Raw genomic sequence first — 14,593 nt, forward strand, 5'->3', positions numbered from 1 at the left:
AAATTTTTTCAAAAAGTCGTTGACGAGCGGTCCGGAAATCTATTTAATTCACCTCGTCGCCCAGATAGCTCAGTCGGTAGAGCAGAGGATTGAAAATCCTCGTGTCGGCGGTTCGACTCCGTCTCTGGGCACCACCTTCAAGCTTCTGGTGGTTGCAAAGTTACCCGAAGCGACAACAAGAAACCCGCCTAGTGCGGGTTTTTTGTTGTCTGTGATTTTTAACTTCAGGCGGCTTCGAAGAACACCAGATTTCACAACGCAACCTGAAGGCTCGCCATGCAATCGAGAAACCCGCAGCCTAAGCAGACTGCGGGCCAACCCTTACTCGTCCGACATGGAACGAAGATGATTGAATGCGTCCTCGGTCATGTGCCCCATGTAGGAGATGCTGTGCAACTGAAGGTGGCCGTGTTGCTTGCCTTTTTCGATAATGGCGGCGATGTCAGCCTTTGTAATCCTTTGCTCGTCGCAACCGGCGAAACCGGTTGGATAGTAAACCCTGCCATCGTCCGTGTAGCCGTACAGGGTGACCAGATAAAAGTGCTTCATGACTCCTCCTTTGTAGCGCAAACGTGCGCATCACTCACAGACGCCGAATTGGCGCAGTGACAGGCTGCCAGCCAACATGGCTGGCAGCAGGAGAGAAGCTACGCAGGGCCCACGGTCCGCATAATCTGGATATGTATCCCACAGACATCTCATGCTGCAGCGCCCAGGCGCACTGCTTGGGTTTATCGGGCAATTGCGCTTCAATACGCGCACTTTCAGACACACCCAAGGATTTCCCCATGGCCACCCCCACCAAGCAACAGAAACGCGCCAAGCGCGCCGCCAGCAAGGCCAAGCAGAACCGCATGGTACGCAGCGGCCAAGCGGTCAAGGCCAGCGCCGGCGACAGCGCCAGCGTCGAGCAGGTGTACAACAAGGCCATGGAGTCGGGCAGCTACGACGCGATGTTCAACAAGATGAAGGAAGCCCAGGAAGGCGGCCTGGTGCCAATGATCTCGGTGTTCCTGGTGGACCCGCTGCTCGCCCTGGTGCTCAAGGGGCACAAGGAAGAACACGCCACCGACTACATCGTGCTGGTGTTCAACGCCTACCGCAAATGGCTGGACGGCGCTGACGAAGAGACCACCATGGCCTGGCTGGAGAGTGATGAGTTCCAGGACGCCTATATCGCCGCTTCCGAACTCGTGGCCAAGCAGCAGCAACAGCAGAAGCAGTTCGGCTGACAGGGCCATATAACCTGTTGCGCCCCCTGTAGGAGCGGGTTTACCCGCGAATACGATGGCGGCTGCAACGGTGATTAGCCAAGGAAATTGGCCTGCAGCCCCGGCCCTTTCGCGGGTAAACCCGCGCCTACGGGCCTGTGGTGAACCTGCGGGCTTGCCCGCGAAAGGGCCATCACAGGCCACAAAAAAAGGCCGCACCCTTCACAAGGTGCGGCCTTTTCATTTCAGCCAGCGCCGATCAGCTGTCCAGCGCCGCCCGCCCGGCAGCCTCGCGCTTGCGGTGCACCAGCAAGCCAGCCGCCACCACACCAATACTCAGCAACGCAGTCGCAATGATCTCCGCACGGTGATCCTCACGCAGCGCCATGACCACCAGAATGGCAACGATGAAGGCAATGGTCGCCCAGGTCAGGCCCGGGAACAGCCACATCTTGAAGGTGATCTTCTCGCCGCGGGCTTCACGCTGGGCGCGCATGCGCAGCTGCGAAACGGCAATCACCAGGTACACCAGCAGCGCGATGGCGCCAGAGCTGGCCAGCAGGAACTCAAACACCTGGGCCGGTGCCACGAAGTTGGCGAACACGCAAAGGAATGCCGCTGCGGTGGACAGCAGTACCGCCACGTGCGGGGTCGCCGCCTTGGTGGTGCGCTGGGCGATGGCCGGGGCGTCGCCACGCTTGCTCAGCGAGAACAACATGCGCGAAGAAGTGTACAACGCCGAGTTCAGGCAGCTGGTCACGGCAATCAGCACGACAATGTCGACGATCAGCTTGGCATTCGGCACACCGATACGGCTCAGCACGGTCTGGTAGGAGCCCGTCTCGGCCAGGGCCGGGTCGTTCCACGGCACCAGGGCCACGACCAGGAAGATCGACACCAGGTAGAACAGGCAGATACGCCAGATTACCGAGTTGGTGGCACGGCTGATCTGCTTGCCCGGGTCCTTCGACTCGGCAGCGGCGATGGTGACGATTTCGGTACCCATGAACGAGAACATGGTGGTCAGCATGGCTGCCAGCACTGCGCCCAGGCCGTTGGGCATGAAGCCCTGGGTATCGAACAGGTGGCTGGCACCGCTCACCTGGCTGCTCGGTACAAAGCCGAACAAAGCAGCACAGCCCACGGCGATGAAGCCGATGATCGCCAGCACTTTGAGCAGGGCAAACCAGAACTCGAACTCACCGTAGTTCTTCACACTGCACAGGTTGGTAAGTGTCAGTGCCAAGGTAATGACGAGGGAGAACGCCCACAGGTCAACCGCCGGGAACCAGGCATGCAGAATGGCTGCGGCGGCGTTGGCCTCCAGCGGAATCACCAGCACCCAGAACCACCAGTACAGCCAGCCAATGGTGAAACCAGCCCAGCGCCCGATGGCGCGGTCGGCATACGTAGAGAACGAACCGGTGTCAGGCGAGGCGACTGCCATTTCACCCAACATACGCATCACCAGCACGACCAGCGTACCGGCGGCAGCGTAAGCCAGCAGCACGGCAGGGCCGGCCGCTGCGATGGCGTGGCCGGAGCCTACGAACAGGCCGGCACCGATGACGCCAGCGATGGACAGCATGGTCACATGCCGTTGTTTGAGCCCCTGAGCGAGGTCATTGGAATTGTTACCGCTCATTGAAACTACCTTTGTAAGGAGTGGACCACGCCGACTGCGGGTACAGAGCGCGCCAGGGGATGACCTAGGCGTCGCTGCAATCGGCGGTTTCCAACTGGCAATAAGCGCGCCATATGACGAATGCACTCGTCAGAAAATTCTGCAGGCCTTTTAGGATGCGGCCTGGAGGGCTTTCGGCCATTGCATGACCGAAAGGACATCAAATCAGCGGATTACTGAAATACCCACTTACAAATGCACCAAAGGTGCTCCTCGGTAACACCTGTGCACCACTGCAATGCCAAAAAGTGCAACCCATGGGTACAACCTTGTGACATCAACATGGCATTCCTGGGTGAACCCGTTTGCACTGGCAAAAGGTCGGGTTTACCCCTCCAATGGGTCAAAACAGCTTCCATGAGCCGGCCAAAGCTGGCACCATCGCGCCTTTTTTCATCAAGGCTCTGGTGCTGGGCGACACCTTCGCGGACATCTGCGCGACGTTACGCTGTAGCGATGCGACAAACTGCCCCACCAGCGCCCCCAGTCCCCGGCGACCCTGTTGGCCGTCATAATGCCGCTATGCTAGCTTGGCGCACGCCAGGAAGGCCGCCAACAGCTGGGAACGCACCCGAACACATGAGGACCGCACATGGCTCAGGCCACGCCCGCGCTGGAAATCCGCAATTTGCACAAACGCTACGGCGAGCAGGAAATTCTAAAGGGCATTTCGCTGACCGCTCGCGACGGTGACGTGATCTCCATCCTGGGGTCGTCCGGCTCCGGCAAGTCCACCCTGCTGCGCTGCATCAACCTGCTCGAGAACCCGCACCAGGGCGAAATCCTGGTCGCCGGCGAAGCCCTCAAGCTCAAGGCCGCCAAGAATGGCGACCTGATCGCAGCCGACAACCGCCAGATCAATCGCCTGCGCAGCGAAATCGGCTTTGTCTTCCAGAATTTCAACCTGTGGCCGCACATGTCGATCCTCGACAACATCATCGAGGCGCCACGCCGCGTGCTCGGCCAAAGCAAGGCCGAAGCCATCGAAGCCGCCGAAGCGCTGCTGAACAAGGTCGGCATCTACGACAAACGCCACAGCTACCCCGCCCAGCTTTCCGGTGGCCAGCAACAGCGCGCCGCCATTGCCCGTACCCTGGCCATGAAGCCCAAGGTCATCCTGTTCGACGAGCCCACTTCGGCCCTCGATCCGGAAATGGTCCAGGAAGTGCTTAACGTTATCCGCGCATTGGCCGAAGAAGGCCGTACCATGCTGCTGGTGACGCACGAGATGAGCTTTGCCCGCCATGTGTCCAGTGAAGTCGTCTTCCTGCACCAGGGCCTGGTCGAAGAGCAGGGATCGCCGCAGCAGGTCTTCGAAAACCCGACCTCGGCGCGTTGCAAGCAATTCATGTCCAGCCACCGCTAACGGAGCAATACATGCACACCTACAAGAAGTTTCTCCTGGCAGCTGCTGCCACGCTGGTGATGTCGGCAAACGCCATGGCCGCAGAAAAACTGCGCATGGGCATCGAAGCCGCCTACCCACCGTTCAACAACAAGGATGCCAGCGGTAACGTGGTTGGCTTCGACAAAGACATTGGCGACGCCCTGTGCGCCAAGATGAAAGTCGAGTGCTCGGTCGTTACCTCCGACTGGGACGGCATCATCCCGGCCCTGAACGCCAAGAAGTTCGACTTCCTGGTGTCGTCGCTGTCGATCACCGACGAACGCAAGCAGGCTGTGGACTTCACCGATCCGTACTACTCCAACAAGCTGCAGTTCATCGCGCCGAAAAACGTCGACTTCAAGACCGACAAAGCGTCGCTCAAGGGCAAGGTCATCGGCACCCAGCGCGCCACCCTGGCCGGCACCTACCTTGAAGACAACTACCCGGATGTCGATATCAAACTCTACGACACCCAGGAAAACGCCTACCTTGATCTGGTTTCCGGTCGTATCGACGGCATCCTGGCCGACAAGTACGTGCAGTACGAGTGGCTGAAAAGCAAAGACGGCTCGAACTTCGAGTTCAAGGGCGAGCCGGTGATGGACAGCGACAAGATCGGCATTGCCGTGCGCAAAGGTGACACCAAGCTGCGCGACGACCTGAACAAAGCCCTGGCAGAAATCAAAGCCGACGGTACGTACAAGAAAATCAACGACAAGTACTTCCCGTTCAGCATCGAATGATCCGCCCTGACCGGCGCGCCCCCGCGGCGCGCCAGTCCCTAAAATGACCTGCCCATGAATATCGACCTGCACGGATTCGGTCCGGCCATGATGGCCGGCACCCTGATGACCGTAAAACTGGCGCTTTGCGCCTTGCTGTTGGGGCTGGTCCTGGGCCTGCTCGGCGCCCTGGCCAAGACCTCCCCGCTCAAGCCGCTGCAATGGCTTGGCGGCTTCTACTCGACCCTGGTTCGCGGCGTGCCCGAACTGCTGTGGGTGCTGCTTATCTATTTCGGCACCGTCGGGCTCATGAACAGCCTCGGCGAAGCCCTGAACATGCCGGGCCTTGAGCTAAGCGCCTTCGCCGCGGGCGTGATCGCCCTGGGCCTGTGCTTTGGCGCCTACGCCACCGAAGTGTTCCGTGGCGCCATCCTCGCAATCCCCAAAGGCCACCGCGAAGCTGGCCTGGCGCTGGGCTTGTCCAAGGGCCGCATCCTCTCGCGGATCATCCTGCCGCAGATGTGGCGCATCGCCCTGCCCGGCCTTGGCAACCTGTTCATGATCCTGATGAAGGACACCGCCCTGGTATCGGTAATCGGCCTTGAAGAAATCATGCGTCATTCGCAGATCGGCGTGACCGTGACCAAAGAGCCGTTCACCTTCTACATGGTCGCGGCCTGCATCTACCTGGGCCTGACCGTGCTTGCCATGACCGGTATGCATTTCATGGAAAAACGCGCCGCTCGCGGCTTTGCGAGGGCTGAATAATGAATTGGGAAGTCATCTTCAAATGGCTGCCACGCCTGGCCGAGGGTGCGGTCCTGACCCTGGAGTTGGTGGCCATTGCCGTGGTTGCCGGGTTGATCCTGGCCATCCCGCTGGGCATCGCCCGTTCCTCGCGCCACTGGTACGTGCGCGCGGTGCCGTTCAGCTACATCTTCTTCTTCCGTGGCACGCCGCTGCTGGTGCAGTTGTTCCTGGTCTATTACGGCCTGGCGCAGTTCGATGCGGTGCGCTCCAGTTCGCTGTGGCCGTACCTGCGCGATCCGTTCTGGTGCACGGTGCTGACCATGACCCTGCACACCGCCGCGTACATTGCCGAGATCCTGCGTGGCGCGCTGCAGTCGATCCCCAAAGGTGAGATCGAAGCGGCACGGGCGCTGGGCATGTCGCGTGGCAAAGCGCTGTTTTACATCATGCTGCCACGCGCTGCGCGCATCGGCCTGCCGGCGTACAGCAACGAAGTGATCCTGATGCTCAAGGCCAGTGCCCTGGCCAGTACCGTGACCCTGCTGGAGCTGACCGGCATGGCCCGTACCATCATCGCCCGCACCTACCTGCCGGTGGAGATCTTCTTCGCCGCAGGCGTGTTCTACCTGGTGATCTCGTTCATGCTGGTGCAAGGCTTCAAGTTGCTGGAGCGCTGGTTGCGCGTGGATGCCTGCCAAGGCCGCTGACATCTCCTAGCCGTCTTCGCGGGCACGTCCGCTCCTACAACAGGCCTATGCTGAACCGTCGTAGGAGCGGGTTTACCCGCGAATAGGCCCTCAACCCCAACACACATCCCCATGCCCAGCCCCCTCCACAGCCACCACCTAAGCACCCGCTTCCAGGTCCTCGACCAGTTCCTGATCGAGCACCAACAGCTGTGGAAACCCCGCCCCTTCACCACCCTGCATCTGCCTTGGGAAACCACCCACCCAGAGCTTGCCGCCCACCTGCGCCAATGTTCCCTGGCAGACGCCGAAGCCGACAGCGCCGCTGACCGCTTGCCTGCCCCATTCCCGCAACTGGACGAACAAGCCCGACAGCTCGCCACGCTCGGCAGCCTTGCGCAAACCGACCTGCCACCTGCCGCCCACCGCCTGGACGTCGCTGTGCCCGGCCGCAAATGGCAGCAGATCGAAGCCTTCGCCAGCCACCTGGCCTTCCGCGAGCAGCCCCGCCACTGGCTGGACTGGTGTTCTGGCAAAGGCCACCTCGGCCGTCGCCTGCTGCAACCTGGGCAACACCTGACCTGCCTGGAGTACGACGCCGACCTGGTCGCTGCCGGTCAGGCCCTGAGTGCACACCACCACTTGCAAGCACAGCACATACATCAGGATGTGATGGCCAGCGACAGCGCGCACCACCTGGCTAACGATAAAAGCGTGGTTGCCTTGCATGCCTGTGGCGATCTGCATGTACGCCTGATGCAACTGGCCAGCCAGCAAGGTTGCCGGCAACTGGCCATAGCCCCCTGCTGCTACAACCGCATCGCCGCGCAGCAATACCAGGCGTTATCCACAGCCGCGCAGGCGTCGAGCCTGCAGCTGTCGCTGGACGACCTGGGCCTGCCCTTGAGCGAAACCGTCACTGCCGGCGCCCGCGTGCGGCGCCAGCGCGACACCTCGATGGCCCGGCGCCTGGGCTTCGACCTGCTACAACGCCAGCAGCGCCAGAGCGATGAATACCTGCCGACGCCTTCCCTGCCGGTGGCCTGGCTGGAGAAGCCCTTCGAGCAATACTGCCGTGACCTGGCTGAACTGAAGCAATTGCCAGTGAGCGGCAACCCGGACTGGGCAATGCTGGAAGCTGCGGGCTGGCAACGCCTGGCCGAGGTTCGGAACCTGGAGCGCGTACGCAACCTGTTCCGTCGGCCACTGGAGCTGTGGCTGGTACTCGATCGCGCCCTGTTCCTCGAAGAACAAGGCTATGACGTGCGCCTGGGCCTGTTTTGCGATTACCCACTGACCCCGCGCAACCTCCTCATTCTGGCGGAACGCGACGGTTAGCCGCAGCACAACCTGTGGATAAGTCTGTGAACAAGCTTGTGATTACCTGTTGGATCCAAGCGCTATTTCAAGCGCTTGGCTTATTCCTGCTTGCGGCTGCAGCCCAGTAAAAACAGGCGTTTGCGCAAAGACCAGCGGCGTAGCGATCCGGCATGCCTTTCGCTCAGGCCCCAAATGCCACTTGTGCATAAACATTTCTTGTGGTTAGCGCAAGCGGCTTTTGTGGGAGCGGCCTTGCGTCGCGAAAGGGCCGCAAAGCGGCCCCCGTTTTCGGCACAATATCTGAAATCGCCAGGGCTGCTTTGCAGCCCATTCGCGACGCAAGGCCGCTCCCACAAATGACCGCGTCAATGCCTAATGCGCCTTGCCCTTGGCAATCTCGATATCGTTCATCAGCGCCTTGGCCATGTCGCAAAGGTAATCGGCTGCACCCAGGAATTTATGGTCGTCCTCCATATCCCCCTCGCGCACCAGGTGCTTGATGTAGCCCATCAGGATCGAGACATGCTCGTAGGCCGCGTCGACGGGGACGCCGGGCTCTACGCGTAGCAGATTGAGGGATGGGTTACCGGCTGCGAGGAAGGTTTCCACGCCTGCGGTTGTGATTGGTTTGGGGCTGTTGGGATCAGAATCGATCGTTTTCACTTTTCAAACTCCCTAGTTCAAAAGGAGTTGCCGTGTTCATTCTTTCTCACGGAACAAAGGCGGCAACCGTGCACGAGGTGAGAAACCGAGTGAACGTAGGAAGCTCGGCCAGACCAAGGTCTGCCCGCGCACAGTCGCCATTACGCAGCCGATACGTTCAAAGTCGGGTTCTCACACCCGGTCGCCAGAGCGACCCGAAAACGGTATCCGTGAGCCACTTCCCCGACAACAGCGTTACTTCGGCGGCGCGCGTAGGATACTTCCGAAGCATCCAAACCCTGAAGCTTTTGACCCCATGGTTCAGAATTCCCTTACACAGATAACCCGGCTTACCCGCCCCCTTGTAGGAGCGGGTTCACCCGCGAAGAGGCCATACCAGACAACACAAGGCTAATGCTCCACCGCCGCAACGGTGTATCATCCGCCCCCCAAATCATTAAAAAGTGACGTCGCGCGCTGCCCGCCAGCCCCGCGACCTTCTGGCGTTGCGCCAGAACCGACAATGGACCACCGGACCTGAGCATCGTGACCCGAGCCAACCCCCTCGCCCTGTTGACCTTCGCCCTGGCCCTAACCGGCTGCGCCGGCGGCACCTCGCCCCACCCCAACAGCAACCTGGGCTGGAACCACCCCGGCATGCAGCTGGGTGGCGACAAAGGCCTGCCCCTGCGCACAGAAGCCCCATGCCGCAAGCGCGGCTGCGACAACGACAAGCTGTTCTTCAACCCGGGTAAAAGCGAGCCTAGCGTCACCACCATGCATCGCGGCTGGTAGGAAAATTCTTCTTTTAGGCCGGTGACTTAGGTCTTTTGCGAACATTCGCAAGGAAGTGGTTTACAGGCGCCAAACGATCGCTATAATGACGCCCCATTGCCGGTATAGCTCAGATGGTAGAGCAACTGACTTGTAATCAGTAGGTCCCGGGTTCGATTCCTGGTGCCGGCACCATTCAAGGTTCCATAGAAAGCTTTCAAAATCTCTGGAACCCCCGAAAAACCCGCCTTCTGGCGGGTTTTTTCGTTTTGGCGTTCCGTCGGATTCCGAGGGTAGCCAGCGCTAATAAGGGTACTTTTAAGGATACCTACCAATTCGACATTGGAAAGTACCCTTATGGCTCGCACAACGGCTCCCCTTACCGACAGCGCCTGCCGCACTGCAAAGGCTCGCGAACGTGAGTACAAGCTTTTTGACGGCGATGGCCTTTACCTGCTCGTGAAGCCCAACGGTCGCAAAGGCTGGCGGCTCAGGTATGTGAAGCCCGATGGCCGCGAGGGCCTGACCTCACTTGGCAACTACCCAGTGGTCGGGCTGGCTGACGCTCGCCACAAGCGCTTCGAGCTCAAACAGCAGCTCGCCAACGGCATTGACCCTATACAGTCCAAGCAGCAGGCCAAGGTGCAAGCCGTGATCAATGGCCGAACCTTCGAAAGCGTTGCGCTCGATTGGTATGCCGGGATGGTGCCGAAGTGGGCGCCGGGCCACGCTAAGACTGTGCTCAGTCGGTTGAAGACTCACGTATTCCCTTTGTTAGGTGCCAGGGCAATCGTTGAGTTGGACACCCACGACCTCATGCAGCCACTGGAGGCTGTGACGAAGCGCGGCACCATCGACGTGGCGCTCAGGATCAAGAACTACCTGCAAAGCATCATGCGCGAAGCCAAACGGCTGCGACTGATCACGGCGAACCCGGCTCACGATCTCGATGGCTCGATCAAAACGCCACGGGTTACACATCGACCCGCACTACCCTTATCGCGGTTGCCTGAGCTACAGGCGCGTATCGACGGCTACAAAGGTCGCCCGCTCACGCGCCTCACGGTGATGCTATCGCTGCACGTGTTCGTGCGCTCCAGTGAACTGCGCTTCGCCCGTTGGAACGAGTTTGACCTCAAGCGTGGCATCTGGGAGATCCCCGACACCCGCCCGGCGCTGGACGGAGTACCCTTTTCCACAAGGGGTACAAAAATGGCCGGGGATATCCACGTTGTACCCTTATCGCCGCAGACAGTGGCCTTGCTTGAGCAGATCCACGCGATCACCGGCAAGTTCGAGCTGGTGTTCGCGGGGGATGCCAAACCGTGGAAGCCGATGTCCGAGAACACGGTGAACGCCGCGCTAAGGACGATGGGCTATGACACCAAGGTGGATATCTGCGGCCACGGGTTCCGAGCCATGGCGTGCAGTGCGCTGGTCGAGTCCGGGCTGTGGTCGGAGACGGCTATCGAGCGGCAGATGAGTCACAAGGAGCGCAACAACGTACGGGCCGCTTATACCCACAAGGCCGAGTTCCTCGAAGAGCGCCGGATGATCATGACCTGGTGGAGCCGGTTTCTGGAGGCGAACCGCGAGGACCATGTGACGCCGCACGAGTTTGCCAAGCAGACGGGCGAAAACGTCACACGCCTGCGCAGTGCCAAGAGGACCGAGTAGCCCGCAGCACCCCCCCCCCTCAAACTCGCTGTGAAGTTACCCACAGCACCGCATGAAGCTCCTCCGCGCGGGTCCTTTCAAACGGGGCTGCAAAGCCGCCCCGTTTGAAAGGACCATACCTAAGAAAAAAACTGCTGGCACAGCGTACGTCTGTGGAAAACCACAGATGTCCACCGAAGGATAATTTTATCCACAGGCGCTAAATCCCTGAAATCGCTTTGCTTGACGAACATTGTCCACAGGCGTAGACCGGGAGTTGCAAACGCTGTCGATGACAGCACCCCAGGTGACCCGAACCTTAAAGGTCACGCCGCTCTGGCGGTGGTTCTCCCCAAGGGCGATTCGCATCCGGCAGCTCGCCCGGTCACTACCCATGTGATGGATGCTCTTACACACATAGCGCTCGTGCGCCAGATACACCGTACCTCGCTGCCCTGCAGCAACCTATCCGCTTGGCCGAATATTGCGCCAACCTGTGCCCGTCTCTTTCTGTGGAAAGAGACGGGCACTTCTACCACTGCTGCAGCCCTGATCGCACAAGGCTTTGCGGCATTCCCCCTCGTGACAATCGGCGTGACAAACGCCGATGTCACCAGCAACAGCCATGTAGATGATGGTGCCGCAGACCAGGGATGGACTGCACCTGACTGACAGTCAGGCATGCCCCGGTCATCGCATTGCTGCTTGCACCTGGCTCAGGATCTCGCGGCACTGGTCTCGTCAGCCAATGCAGCCTCCACCCGCCCACCGGTAACGGTGCTCAGGAGGCCAGATCATGAGATGCCCTTGCTCCCGGTAGTAAGGAGCCGCCAGTCCCGCGTTAGAGGACATCCCCACAGGTCGCAGGGGCCTTGATCCCTGATAACACTCAGCATTCTTGGCGGGATGACGTGGGGCGAGGATCGGAGATCGAGAGATGAGGTGAGCGACATGGCATTGGTAGGTAGACGCGATGGCCGCAATTTCGGTTACGGCAGGCAGTTGAGCTATGCAGGGCCGCAGGCGCTGAAAGACATGTTCGGTGGCGGTCACTACGCCACGGTCAAGGCGCACAGTGATCGCTGGCAGGCATTCGTTAAGTGGTGCCGCTCAGAACAGGGGCCGGGTATCAATGATGCGCGGCAGATTGATCGGAAGGTGTTGGCCGACTATGCAGTGTATCTGCGCGACGTGGTTAGCCGCGGTGACCTCGCCGTCAGCACCGCACATAACCGCCTATCCAGTGTTAACAGGACCATGGCAGCGCTTCGCGGTGATCAGCATGTGAAAATGCCAAGTCCGAGCAAGGCGTTGGGTATGCAGCGCACCGGGGTTCGCCAGTCGGTGCCGCAGGGCCAAGATCGCGAACAGGTTCAGCAGATCGTCGATGCGCTTTGCCGCCATGATCAGCTACGGGCCGCCGCCATCGCCCTGTTGGCGCGAGCCACCGGTATGCGCTTGCGTGAGGCCATCTTGGCTGACCTGCCACGGCTAAGCCGTGAGGCTAACGACCTAGGCAAGATCAATATTCAGGATGGCACCAAGGGCGGCCGCGCTGGCGCCACGGCGCCGCGTTGGATTGCGGTGGACAACCATATTCGTGGTGCACTTGGGTGTGCATGGCAGGCGTCACCTGCGGGTAGCCGAAACATGATTGCGCCACACGAAAGCTACCGGGAGTTTCTGCATGAAATCATCGGCCCTGCGCGAGACATCCTGCATGCACACAACCTCAAGGGCTTCCATGAGCTAAGAGCGGCGTACGCATCTGAGCGCTACGAGCAAATTACCCGGCATTGCGCGCCTATCAACGGCGGTCAATGTTGCCAAGTAGATAGAAACGTTGATCGTGAGGCCCGGAGGCAAATCAGCTATGAGCTGGGGCACGGGCGGATCGACGTGGTCGCTGCCTACATTGGAGGACGGGCATGAGCAAGCCATTCGATATGGAGTTGTTCTTGGCTGGCGTGCTGACCGGGTCGCACGCGACGCGGCAACGCCACTTGCGGCAGGCGAAAGTCATTCAGGCTGACATTGCAGAACGCTGGCAGCGAGAGACCCCTTGGGGTTGGCAGAGAAAGCATGTAGCTTGGTTCCTCGAACACCGCATGCGCCACCGCAGGGAGGCTACACGCTACTACTACGTGCTGACGGTCCAGCTGGTCGCTCGACGCCTAGAAAAGTCATGGGTTTTCTATCTCTGAGCTGGACCCGATATTGATGGCTAAGACCGACAACAATCGCCAGAAATAGCCACTCGTCGAAATCAACACCAGCTTCGGGTTGTAAGAAATTTTATCACCAAGCAGTCGATTCTCTCATTTCAACAAGGCCTCCAGCGCCATTCAACAATCTAAGGAAGCAATTCGGACTAGACATCAGGTCGCAGGCATCACATCTCTCATGATCAGGCTGTGTGCATTGACTAATTCCCCAGGTGCATTAACCTTTCATCTCTAAATAAATAGCTGCGTAAGAGTCCACGCAGACCACTTAACTTTACGGTAGGCTGCTATGTCCATTCCTACAGAAAATTACGAAACCATTTTTAAACAGTACTCGGCAGCTTTGAGGTGGATGGAAGGGCTTGGCATAAAATTGAGTCCAGGAAGAACATCTCATTACGAAAGAATCATCGGTTACTGGAAAGATGCGTACAAAAACGCAACTGCACATGAAGGGCAAAATATATTTCCAGAATTTGTCAGCTCAATGTTCGAAGTATTTGAATTTGTGAACATCCATAAAGCCTTTAATGCCCTTCCAAACCATGAGGTGAAAGGTATCGTTGAGAAACTTCAAAAAGGTGTTAATGGTCCGTTCAACGCCACAAACGAGACACCAGAATCCTCCGTTGCTCGAAACTTTCTTTTTGAGGCTGCGGTTGCAGCAAAGGCACATCGTCCTGATAGAGGTGTTGAGGCCATACTCGATGCAAGGTCCGATACAGGTATAAGTATTGGCGAAAAGAAAATATGGGTTGAATGCAAACGTGTCACAACCGTCGAAAAAATTGAGAGCAATGTTCGGAAAGCTTCAAGTCAGCTAGAGAGAATCCTTGCAGGTGAGGTAGGCTCTGGTCATCGTGGGCTTGTCGCATTAGATGTTTCCAAAATTTTAAATCGTGGCGACTCGATTTTCATGACTAGCAACGACAATACGTTACTAACGTCAGTGAATCAGCTAATGGATGACTTCATTAAGGAACACTCTCACATTTGGGAGCGAATTTACGAGAGGAGAAATAGGAAGATCATAGGAACGATCATTAAATTCTCATTCATGGCTACTTCGGAAGCCAGAAACCTCATTGTACATACTTCACAATGGGCAATAAATCCGCGTTTAGGCATCGCTAAGAGTGACGAGCACATTCAGAGACAGCTTGTTGCCGAGCTCGCGAACACGCAGTAAAATGATCACCTAAACTCCACTTAAAGTAAACGCGGAAGGGGTGAGTGAATTGCCCCCGAAATATCTTAGATACTGAACGACCAATTTTGGTCTAGATAGGGCAAAAACGTAAGCTCTGTTTGGAAGCCTGCGTTGCTACGTCAAATTTGCCAATCCTGTCTAGCCATCAAATCAAAATATTGCTTGAGAACTCGTTTTTGTTTGGGCAGCAAACCTGCTTTAACTGTTTTCACACCGCCTCGCCCCACAGAAACCTCTCACAGACGAGCGCTAAGGTAAGATTCAGTTGCGATATTGACAATCGCACGCACCGTACAAAATCATTGTCACGCACTCTACTAACGCAT

The 14,593-nt window shown here is 58.4% G+C and carries 14 protein-coding genes and 2 tRNA genes; 13 read left to right on the forward strand and 3 right to left on the reverse strand.

The window, feature by feature from the left end:
* Positions 1–58: 58 nt before the first annotated feature.
* A tRNA-Phe gene (locus N5D53_RS16130) sits at positions 59–134 on the forward strand.
* 187 nt (positions 135–321) lie between these two features.
* Here N5D53_RS16130 and N5D53_RS16135 read toward each other — a convergent pair.
* On the reverse strand, positions 322–549 hold the full coding sequence (locus N5D53_RS16135) for a hypothetical protein (RefSeq protein WP_019439077.1): 228 nt from the start codon (positions 547–549) through the stop codon (positions 322–324).
* 239 nt (positions 550–788) lie between these two features.
* On the opposite strand from N5D53_RS16135, the gene N5D53_RS16140 reads away from it, so the two are divergent.
* Complete coding sequence (locus N5D53_RS16140; protein ID WP_014589364.1) at positions 789–1,232, forward strand: hypothetical protein; 444 nt, start codon at positions 789–791, stop codon at positions 1,230–1,232.
* A gap of 238 nt (positions 1,233–1,470) precedes the next feature.
* Here N5D53_RS16140 and gabP read toward each other — a convergent pair whose 3' ends face one another.
* Entirely contained in the window at positions 1,471–2,856 is a 1,386-nt protein-coding gene (gene gabP, locus N5D53_RS16145; protein ID WP_020190016.1) for a GABA permease, read from the reverse strand.
* Positions 2,857–3,487: 631 nt separating this feature from the next.
* On the opposite strand from gabP, the gene N5D53_RS16150 reads away from it, so the two are divergent.
* The 5 genes from N5D53_RS16150 (at position 3,488) to N5D53_RS16170 (ending at position 7,778) form a co-directional block, all read left to right on the forward strand.
* Positions 3,488–4,261 (forward strand): ABC transporter ATP-binding protein, encoded by a 774-nt coding sequence (locus N5D53_RS16150; protein WP_003255746.1) that lies wholly within the window; start codon positions 3,488–3,490, stop codon positions 4,259–4,261.
* 11 nt (positions 4,262–4,272) lie between these two features.
* Positions 4,273–5,025 carry an ABC transporter substrate-binding protein gene (locus N5D53_RS16155; RefSeq protein ID WP_021782626.1) on the forward strand — a complete coding sequence of 251 codons (753 nt, stop codon included), beginning with the start codon at positions 4,273–4,275 and terminating at the stop codon, positions 5,023–5,025.
* Positions 5,026–5,079: 54 nt separating this feature from the next.
* A complete protein-coding gene (locus N5D53_RS16160) occupies positions 5,080–5,772 on the forward strand; it encodes an ABC transporter permease (protein ID WP_003255749.1) in 693 nt (230 codons plus the stop codon).
* On the forward strand, positions 5,772–6,461 hold the full coding sequence (locus N5D53_RS16165; protein ID WP_014589362.1) for an ABC transporter permease: 690 nt from the start codon (positions 5,772–5,774) through the stop codon (positions 6,459–6,461). The genes N5D53_RS16160 and N5D53_RS16165 overlap by 1 nt, the downstream gene beginning before the upstream one ends.
* A 111-nt stretch (positions 6,462–6,572) precedes the next feature.
* Positions 6,573–7,778: a DUF2890 domain-containing protein gene (locus tag N5D53_RS16170; RefSeq protein ID WP_190869768.1), complete on the forward strand. Its 1,206-nt coding sequence runs from the start codon at positions 6,573–6,575 to the stop codon at positions 7,776–7,778.
* Between the two features lie 354 nt (positions 7,779–8,132).
* Here the strand turns inward: N5D53_RS16170 and N5D53_RS16175 are convergent, their stop codons facing one another.
* Positions 8,133–8,423 (reverse strand): DUF3077 domain-containing protein, encoded by a 291-nt coding sequence (locus tag N5D53_RS16175; RefSeq protein WP_003255753.1) that lies wholly within the window; start codon positions 8,421–8,423, stop codon positions 8,133–8,135.
* A 525-nt stretch (positions 8,424–8,948) separates the two neighbouring features.
* On the opposite strand from N5D53_RS16175, the gene N5D53_RS16180 reads away from it, so the two are divergent.
* The 6 genes from N5D53_RS16180 (at position 8,949) to N5D53_RS16205 (ending at position 14,246) form a co-directional block, all read left to right on the forward strand.
* Positions 8,949–9,197 (forward strand): hypothetical protein, encoded by a 249-nt coding sequence (locus N5D53_RS16180; RefSeq protein WP_010951646.1) that lies wholly within the window; start codon positions 8,949–8,951, stop codon positions 9,195–9,197.
* Between the two features lie 98 nt (positions 9,198–9,295).
* A tRNA-Thr gene (locus N5D53_RS16185) sits at positions 9,296–9,371 on the forward strand.
* A 162-nt stretch (positions 9,372–9,533) separates the two neighbouring features.
* Positions 9,534–10,853 carry an integrase arm-type DNA-binding domain-containing protein gene (locus tag N5D53_RS16190; RefSeq protein ID WP_190869769.1) on the forward strand — a complete coding sequence of 440 codons (1,320 nt, stop codon included), beginning with the start codon at positions 9,534–9,536 and terminating at the stop codon, positions 10,851–10,853.
* 930 nt (positions 10,854–11,783) lie between these two features.
* Positions 11,784–12,764: an integrase domain-containing protein gene (locus tag N5D53_RS16195; RefSeq protein WP_190869770.1), complete on the forward strand. Its 981-nt coding sequence runs from the start codon at positions 11,784–11,786 to the stop codon at positions 12,762–12,764.
* Positions 12,761–13,036 carry a hypothetical protein gene (locus N5D53_RS16200; protein WP_190869771.1) on the forward strand — a complete coding sequence of 92 codons (276 nt, stop codon included), beginning with the start codon at positions 12,761–12,763 and terminating at the stop codon, positions 13,034–13,036. The genes N5D53_RS16195 and N5D53_RS16200 overlap by 4 nt, the downstream gene beginning before the upstream one ends.
* 310 nt (positions 13,037–13,346) lie before the next feature.
* Positions 13,347–14,246, forward strand: coding sequence for a hypothetical protein (locus N5D53_RS16205; RefSeq protein ID WP_190869772.1), 900 nt, complete (start codon positions 13,347–13,349; stop codon positions 14,244–14,246).
* The last annotated feature ends 347 nt before the right edge of the window (positions 14,247–14,593 follow it).

It is taken from the genome of Pseudomonas sp. GD03862, from assembly GCF_029840855.1.
Classification (GTDB): domain Bacteria; phylum Pseudomonadota; class Gammaproteobacteria; order Pseudomonadales; family Pseudomonadaceae; genus Aquipseudomonas; species Aquipseudomonas alloputida.

Bases quoted from the DNA above. Each gene is read 5' to 3' on its own strand.
- N5D53_RS16135 (WP_019439077.1), bottom strand. From the start codon at position 549: ATGAAGCACTTTTATCTGGTCACCCTGTACGGCTACACGGACGATGGC.
- N5D53_RS16140 (WP_014589364.1), top strand. From the start codon at position 789: ATGGCCACCCCCACCAAGCAACAGAAACGCGCCAAGCGCGCCGCCAGC.
- gabP (WP_020190016.1), bottom strand. From the start codon at position 2,856: ATGAGCGGTAACAATTCCAATGACCTCGCTCAGGGGCTCAAACAACGG.
- N5D53_RS16150 (WP_003255746.1), top strand. From the start codon at position 3,488: ATGGCTCAGGCCACGCCCGCGCTGGAAATCCGCAATTTGCACAAACGC.
- N5D53_RS16155 (WP_021782626.1), top strand. From the start codon at position 4,273: ATGCACACCTACAAGAAGTTTCTCCTGGCAGCTGCTGCCACGCTGGTG.
- N5D53_RS16160 (WP_003255749.1), top strand. From the start codon at position 5,080: ATGAATATCGACCTGCACGGATTCGGTCCGGCCATGATGGCCGGCACC.
- N5D53_RS16165 (WP_014589362.1), top strand. From the start codon at position 5,772: ATGAATTGGGAAGTCATCTTCAAATGGCTGCCACGCCTGGCCGAGGGT.
- N5D53_RS16170 (WP_190869768.1), top strand. From the start codon at position 6,573: ATGCCCAGCCCCCTCCACAGCCACCACCTAAGCACCCGCTTCCAGGTC.
- N5D53_RS16190 (WP_190869769.1), top strand. From the start codon at position 9,534: ATGGCTCGCACAACGGCTCCCCTTACCGACAGCGCCTGCCGCACTGCA.
- N5D53_RS16195 (WP_190869770.1), top strand. From the start codon at position 11,784: ATGGCATTGGTAGGTAGACGCGATGGCCGCAATTTCGGTTACGGCAGG.
- N5D53_RS16200 (WP_190869771.1), top strand. From the start codon at position 12,761: ATGAGCAAGCCATTCGATATGGAGTTGTTCTTGGCTGGCGTGCTGACC.
- N5D53_RS16205 (WP_190869772.1), top strand. From the start codon at position 13,347: ATGTCCATTCCTACAGAAAATTACGAAACCATTTTTAAACAGTACTCG.